Raw genomic sequence first — 2063 nt, forward strand, 5'->3', positions numbered from 1 at the left:
GTTAAAGAGCGACGCAGCTTTTGGCTGCTGCGGGAGTGGCATTCTACTCAACCGCCTTCTCGAGTCAAGCCTTATTTTCAAAGGCTTTTCGAGGTCACCGACCGGCTTGTTTGCGTTGCCGCTTGCCCTGTCGATGGAGGCGCATTATAGGGAGCTGAAACTTTCTGGCAAGAGGATAATTGCAAAAAGATGACTTTCACCGTTCAACCGCTCACAAAGCCACCAAAAAGCTACCAAAAAGCTACCAAAAAGCATCTTAATCCAGCGAAATCAGCCTGTGACAGGCGCTGCAACGGCAAAATCATGCAGGTTGTCGTAGATGGCATCGGCCAGCTCAATCCCCGCATCAGTAATCGGCTTGCCTGTTCTGACCATTATCTTGTGACCGACCTTGGCATTGATGGCGGCTTTCAGGTCCGAAGGTTTGTCACCCACCATATAAGAGCGGTCCATGTCGATGCCCAACTCTTGCTGCGCCAACAGCAGCATGCCGGGTTCCGGTTTGCGGCAGTCGCAAGGGGCGCCGTGATCCGGGTGATGGGGGCAGAAGTAGATACCATCGAGATCCACATCCCGATCGGCCAATGACCAATCCATCCACTCGGTCAGGTTCATGAAGTCATCTTCCGTGAAGTAACCGCGGGCGATACCGGATTGGTTGGTCACCACGACCAGCAAATAGCCTTTTTTCTTCAGCAATTGCATGGCCTCAATCACCCCGGGTAGAAAATGGAAGTCATCAACCTGGCTGACATAACCCGTGTCTTTGTTGATGACACCATCGCGATCCAGAAAAATGGCGGGTTTACTCACAGCAGCTACCTCTATAGATGATTTCGCAAAAGTATCTCACAGGCCAATTAAAGCCCCAAAAGTAAAAGGGGTGGCCGAAGCCACCCCTTTCATGTGTGCATATAAAGTATCGATTAAGCGATAACTTTAGCTACAACACCAGCACCTACGGTACGGCCACCTTCACGGATGGCGAAACGCAGGCCGTCGTCCATCGCGATCGGGGCAATCAGGGTAACAACCATCTTGATGTTGTCGCCCGGCATGACCATCTCTACGCCTTCCGGCAGTTCGATGGTACCGGTCACGTCGGTAGTACGGAAGTAGAACTGCGGACGGTAGCCCTTGAAGAACGGAGTGTGACGACCGCCTTCTTCCTTGGACAGCACGTACACTTCGGATTCGAACTTGGTGTGCGGCTTGATGGTGCCCGGCTTGGCCAGTACCTGACCACGCTCTACGTCTTCACGCTTCACGCCACGCAGCAGCGCGCCAACGTTCTCACCTGCACGACCTTCGTCCAGCAGTTTGCGGAACATTTCAACGCCGGTACAGGTGGTCTTGGTGGTATCTTTGATACCAACGATTTCCACTTCTTCACCAACCTTGACGATACCGCGCTCTACACGACCGGTTACTACGGTACCACGGCCTGCGATGGAGAAGACGTCTTCGATAGGCATCAGGAACGGCTGGTCAATGGCACGCTCCGGCTCCGGAATGTAGGTGTCCAGGTGGCCAGCCAGTTCCAGGATCTTCTCTTCCCACTGAGCTTCGCCTTCCAGCGCTTTCAGTGCGGAACCACGGACTACCGGCAGGTCATCACCCGGGAAGTCGTACTCAGACAGCAGTTCGCGAACTTCCATCTCGACCAGTTCCAGCAGCTCTTCGTCATCTACCATGTCGCACTTGTTCATGAACACGATGATGTACGGAACGCCTACCTGACGACCCAGCAGGATGTGCTCACGAGTCTGCGGCATCGGGCCGTCAGTCGCTGCTACTACCAGGATTGCGCCGTCCATCTGGGCAGCACCGGTGATCATGTTTTTAACGTAGTCGGCGTGACCCGGGCAATCTACGTGGGCGTAGTGGCGGGTAGCAGTGTCGTATTCTACGTGGGAGGTGTTGATGGTGATACCACGCTCACGCTCTTCCGGTGCCTTGTCGATCTGGTCGAAGGCGAAAGCTTTACCACCGAAGTGCTTGGCCAGCACGTTGGTGATGGCGGCGGTCAGGGTGGTTTTACCGTGGTCAACGTGGCCGATGGT

The 2063-nt window shown here is 54.5% G+C and carries 3 protein-coding genes; 1 reads left to right on the forward strand and 2 read right to left on the reverse strand.

Translation table 11 applies throughout. The features are described from left to right. Window positions 1-193: hypothetical protein (locus AB5Y80_RS06175; RefSeq protein WP_368172669.1), on the forward strand; the 193-nt coding region annotated here is incomplete at its 5' end. Between the two features lie 77 nt (window positions 194-270). Here AB5Y80_RS06175 and gmhB read toward each other — a convergent pair. Next, window positions 271-813 carry a D-glycero-beta-D-manno-heptose 1,7-bisphosphate 7-phosphatase gene (gene gmhB, locus AB5Y80_RS06180; protein WP_010675946.1) on the reverse strand — a complete coding sequence of 181 codons (543 nt, stop codon included), beginning with the start codon at window positions 811-813 and terminating at the stop codon, window positions 271-273. A 113-nt stretch (window positions 814-926) separates the two neighbouring features. Further along, on the reverse strand, window positions 927-2063 hold a 1137-nt coding region (gene tuf / locus AB5Y80_RS06185), incomplete at its 5' end, for an elongation factor Tu (RefSeq protein WP_017788708.1).

The organism is Aeromonas sp. R2-1 (assembly GCF_040908425.1).
GTDB lineage: Bacteria > Pseudomonadota > Gammaproteobacteria > Enterobacterales > Aeromonadaceae > Aeromonas > Aeromonas caviae.